Origin of the sequence: Modestobacter marinus (genome assembly GCF_019799945.1) — a bacterium.
GTDB classification, from domain to species: domain Bacteria; phylum Actinomycetota; class Actinomycetes; order Mycobacteriales; family Geodermatophilaceae; genus Modestobacter; species Modestobacter marinus_B.
On record NZ_JABGCH010000074.1, the window covers coordinates 1 to 4,560 of the forward strand.

At 73.7% G+C, this 4,560-nt stretch carries 3 protein-coding genes; all 3 read right to left on the reverse strand.

The genetic code is table 11. The features are described 5' to 3' along the window. Window positions 1–869: MCP four helix bundle domain-containing protein (locus HK417_RS24055; protein ID WP_222273130.1), on the reverse strand; the 869-nt coding region annotated here is incomplete at its 3' end. Window positions 870–1,130: 261 nt separating this feature from the next. Beyond that, window positions 1,131–1,577, reverse strand: a complete 447-nt coding sequence (locus HK417_RS24060) for a chemotaxis protein CheW (RefSeq protein WP_308123828.1) — start codon at window positions 1,575–1,577, stop codon at window positions 1,131–1,133. Window position 1,578: 1 nt separating this feature from the next. Next, window positions 1,579–4,122: a chemotaxis protein CheA gene (locus HK417_RS24065; protein ID WP_222273133.1), complete on the reverse strand. Its 2,544-nt coding sequence runs from the start codon at window positions 4,120–4,122 to the stop codon at window positions 1,579–1,581. Window positions 4,123–4,560: the final 438 nt, after the last annotated feature.

The following is a 4,560-nucleotide window of genomic DNA, read 5'->3' on the forward strand; positions in this document are numbered from 1 at the left end:
GCCGACAACTCCTCCGAGGACGCCGCCACCGCATCCGAGGACACCGCCACCGACGAGAGCACCGAGCGCAGGCTGCGCTGCGCCTCCGCCAGCGACGCCGCCATCCGGCCGAGCTCGTCCTCGTCCCGCACCTCCGGCGCGACGGTCAGGTCGCCCGCGGCCATCGCCTGCAGGGCGGTCTGGACCGAGCGGACGGTGGCGAGCAGGCGCCGGACGACCACGACGGCGAGGCCGGCGGCGAGGACGACCGCGGTGATCGCGGCGATCATGAGCAGCCGGATGGAGTCGGCGGCCTCCTCGGCGGCCGCGGCGTTGCGGAGCTCGGCCTGGGCCGACTGGGCGACGCCTTCCTCCTCGAGGCCGTCGGCGATGTCGGTGAGCAGCGGGCTGGACACCTCGCGGTAGATCAGGGCGAAGGTGGCCAGGTCGCCGACGTTCGCGGCCGGGAAGAGCTCGGCGGTGTTCGAGGCCAAAAACGCCTCGCGGGCGTCCAGGTACTTCTGCATCGCGGCCTGGTCGATGACGTAGGGCTCGTACTCCGCGAGGGCCACGTCGACGTCGGCCTGCTTCTCGTCCATCTCGCCGAGCAGCTCCACCCGGCGGACCGGGTCGGAGACGCCGTACTCGAGCACCCGGGCACGGTGCGCCGCGGTGGCCCGCTGGACGGCGGACAGCGCGTTCAGCGGCTTGAGGTTCTCGGTGTAGATGGTCTCCTGGCCGGCGCGCATGTCGTCGATTCGGGTGACCGCCAGTGCGTTCGTGCCGAGCACGACCACGGCGAGCAGGGCCAGGACGGCACCGATCTTGACGCCGACCGGGCGGTCGGCGAGCCACCCGAGACGCCGGGGGGGTGAGGCGACGCTGCGCATGACGAGAACTCCAGGGATCGGGGGAGGAGCGGGGCGGGGAGGGGTTCCCGTGCAGATCGTGTCGTATCGGAACGTCATTCTCCGTAGCGCGGCGACCCGTGTCGCAGCGATCCGAGGAATGGTGTGACGACCATTCCGTGGAGTCGTCCTGTCGACACGGGCGCGCCATCCGGGAAAGTGCCACAGGAATGCGGAAACGGTCGCCGCTCCCCCGAGCGCGGGAGTGCGGCGACCGTTTCCTGGTGTGCGGAGGGGCGGGGGTCAGGTCCCGACGGCCCGGTTGACGTCGAGGGCGAGCAGGAGCTGGCCGGCGAGCTTGTAGGCGCCGCGGATCAGCTCACGCCCGGCCCCGTCGAGGGTGTCCGGCGGGGCCTCGAAGTCCCGCACGTTGACGTCGACGACGTCGGCGATGCTGTCGACCAGCAGGCTCACGGCCTCGCCGTGCAGCCGGACGACGATGACGACGGCCTCCTGCCCCTCGGGCCGGGGCTTGCGGCCCAGGCGCTCGCGCAGCTCGATCGCGGTGACGACCTGGCCGCGCAGGTTGATCAGGCCTGCGACGGCCGGAGGAGCGAGCGGCACCCGGGTGATGCCCTGGCTGCGCAGCACCTCCTGCACGTGCTCGACCTCGACCCCGAAGAGGTCACCGTCCAGCCAGAACGTCGCCAGCTGCGCGCTGGCCGGCATCGCGGCAGTCGTAGCACTCACGTCAGACCTCCATCAGGGGGGTGGGGTGGGCGGCGGGGTGGGCCGGGAGACCGGTGCCCTCGAAGCCGAAGGACGGGGTGTCGAACGTCGCGCCGGGCTGCCCGGCGGAGGCGGTGTAGAACGCCGGGTCGGCGGCCAGGATCGCGGCCCGGACGTCGAGCAGCTCGGTGACCCGCTCGCCGATGACCGCGGACCCGAGCAGGCCCAGGTCGTCGATGTCGCTCTGCACCGCGGCCTCGCCGTCGACGATGTCGAGGATCTCGTCCACGACGATCGCGACGCTGCGGCCGTGGTCGGCGTACACGATGACCTCGAGCACCTCGCGGTCGCTGTCGCCGAACGCGCCCAGGTGCCGGTCCAGCCGGACGATCGGCAGGATGGCGCCGCGGTACTGGACGACCTCACGGGAGCCGACGCGCTCCACGGTGTTGCTGCGCACCTGCTCCAGGCGGGTGACGGTGTCCAGCGGGATGGCCACCCGGCGCCCGCCGCCGATCGCGGCGAGGAGCATGCGGGTGCGCTCCGCGGCGGAGGCGGCCGCGGCGGCGGCGAGCGCGTTGCGCCGCTCCTGACGCTCGGTGCTCTCCGTGCGCAGCGCGCGGCGGGCCAGCGCCTGGACGTCGAGGATCAGCGCGACCGCGCCGTCCCCGAGCACCGTGGCGCCGGAGTAGAGGCCGATCGCCTTGAGCTGGCCGCCGACGGCCTTGACCACGATCTCCTCGGTGTTGATGACGCGGTCGACCACCAGGCCGAACCGGCGGCCCTCGGAGGACAGGACGGCGATCACGACGTGCCCGTCGTGCCGGTCCGACGACAGCCCCAGCACCTCGGCGAGGTGCACCAGGGGCAGCAGCTCGCCGCGCAGGCGGTACACCGAGGCCCCGCCGACGTCCTCGACGGCCGCAGCGGCCTTCTCGGCGTCCAGAGCGACGAGCTCCTGCAGGCTGATCTGCGGTATGGCGTAGCGGTCGCCGGCGCACTCGATGGTCAGCGCGGGCACGATCGCCAGGGTCAGCGGGATGCGGAGCCGGGTGCAGGTGCCCCGGCCGGCGACCGACTCGATCTCGATGGTGCCGCCGATGGACTCGATGTTGGTCTTTACCACGTCCATGCCGACGCCCCGGCCCGAGACGTTGGTGACCGCGGCCGCCGTGGAGAAGCCGGGCAGGAAGATCAGCTGCAGCACGTCGGCCGGGCTCATCCGGGTGAGGGCATCGGCGGTGACCAGCCCGCGCTCGACGGCCTTGGCGCCGACCCGGGCCGGGTCGATGCCGGCGCCGTCGTCGGCCACCTCGACGACGACCTGGCCGCTCTCGTGCCGGGCGCGCAGGGTCAGCACGCCCTCGGCGGGCTTGCCGGCGGCCACCCGGGCGGCTGCGGCCTCGATGCCGTGGTCGACGGAGTTGCGGACCAGGTGGGTCAGCGGGTCCTTCACCGCCTCGAGCAGGGTCTTGTCGAGCTCGGTCTCCCGGCCCTCCATCTCCAGCCGGACGGTCTTGCCGCACTGCAGGCCCAGGTCACGGACGACGCGGGGGAGCTTGGACCAGATGTGGTCGATCGGCTGCATGCGCGTCTTCATGACGCCCTCCTGCAGCTCGCTGGCGATGAGGTTCAGCCGCTGGGAGGCGCGCACCAGGTCCTGGTCGCTCTGCCGGGCCACGTACTGGACGATCTGGTTGCGGGTGAGCACCAGCTCGCCCACGAGCAGCATCAGGTTGTCCAGCAGGTCGACGTCCACCCGGATGGTGCTGTCGGCGACCGCCCGGCGGCCGGGCTGGCCGTTCCTCACGTCCGCGTCGCCCTCGGTATGGACCTCGGCGGCCGCCGGGGCCGCGACCGGGACGACGGGCACCACGGGCACCTCGACCGCGGGCACCTCGGCCACCGGGGCCTCGGGCGCCGGCTCGGCCGGCAGCACCTCGGCGGCCGGCACGGGCGCGGGGGAGGGGATGGCGGCCGCGGCCTTCGCGCGGGGGCTCCGCTTGGCGGGGGCCTTCTTCGCCGGGGCCGTCGCCACCGCAGGGGCCTTGGCCGCGGCGGCCTTCTTCGCCGGCGCCTCGGCCGGGGCGGGAGCGGCGGCGGGCTCGGCCTCGGCCGGCGCGGGGGCCGGCGGGGCGGGAGCGACCTCGGCGGCGACCGGGACCGGCTGCGCGACGGGGGAGTCCTCGAGGACGGCGCTGATCATGGCGACGCTGCCGGCGACCTCGACCGAGCCCTCGCCACCGGTGGCCTCGATGGCCGCCAGCAGGGCGCGGATGGTGTCGACCATCTGCAGCAGGGCGTCGGTGCGCACCGGGGTGAGCTCCAGGGCGCCGTCCCGCAGCCGGGAGAGGAGGTTTTCCCCGACGTGCGCGATCTCCTCCAGCCGGTTGAAGGCCAGGAAGCCGCTCGTGCCCTTGATCGTGTGGATCGTCCGGAAGATGCTCGACAGGCGCTCCCGCGAGTTGGGGTCCTGCTCCAGGGCCACGAGGTCCTGGTCCAGTTGGTCGAGGTTCTCGTGGCTCTCCACGAGGAACTCCTCGACGATGTCGTCCAGACCGTCCACGCCTTGCCTCATCCCTCCAGGCCCCCGGGCCAGCCCCGGCAGCGATGGCTGTTTCGGCACGGCACCGGGCACCTTGAGGGGAAGTCCGGCGTCGTGCGCAACTCGGCGAGATCGCGCTCCCACCGGTGCGGGATGGCGTCTCGACACCATGTCGACGTCGTGGACCGGTCACCGGCCGGCGAGGCCGTGCGCGCCGACCCGACGTGTCCTTGACCATCGGCAGGACGACCCGCCGCCGTGACCGGGCGGGCCCGTCCGGACGACGACGGCCGCCACCCCGCCGGGAGGCGGAGCGGCGGCCGTGGTGGCCCCCTTGCCGGGTCCCGCCGCGAGCCTGCGAGTGGCGGGGGCAGGTGGCCCCCTTGCGGGGTCCCGCCGCGAGCCTGCGAGTGGCGGGGGCAGGTGGCCCCCTTGCAGGGTCCCGCCGCGAGCCTGCGA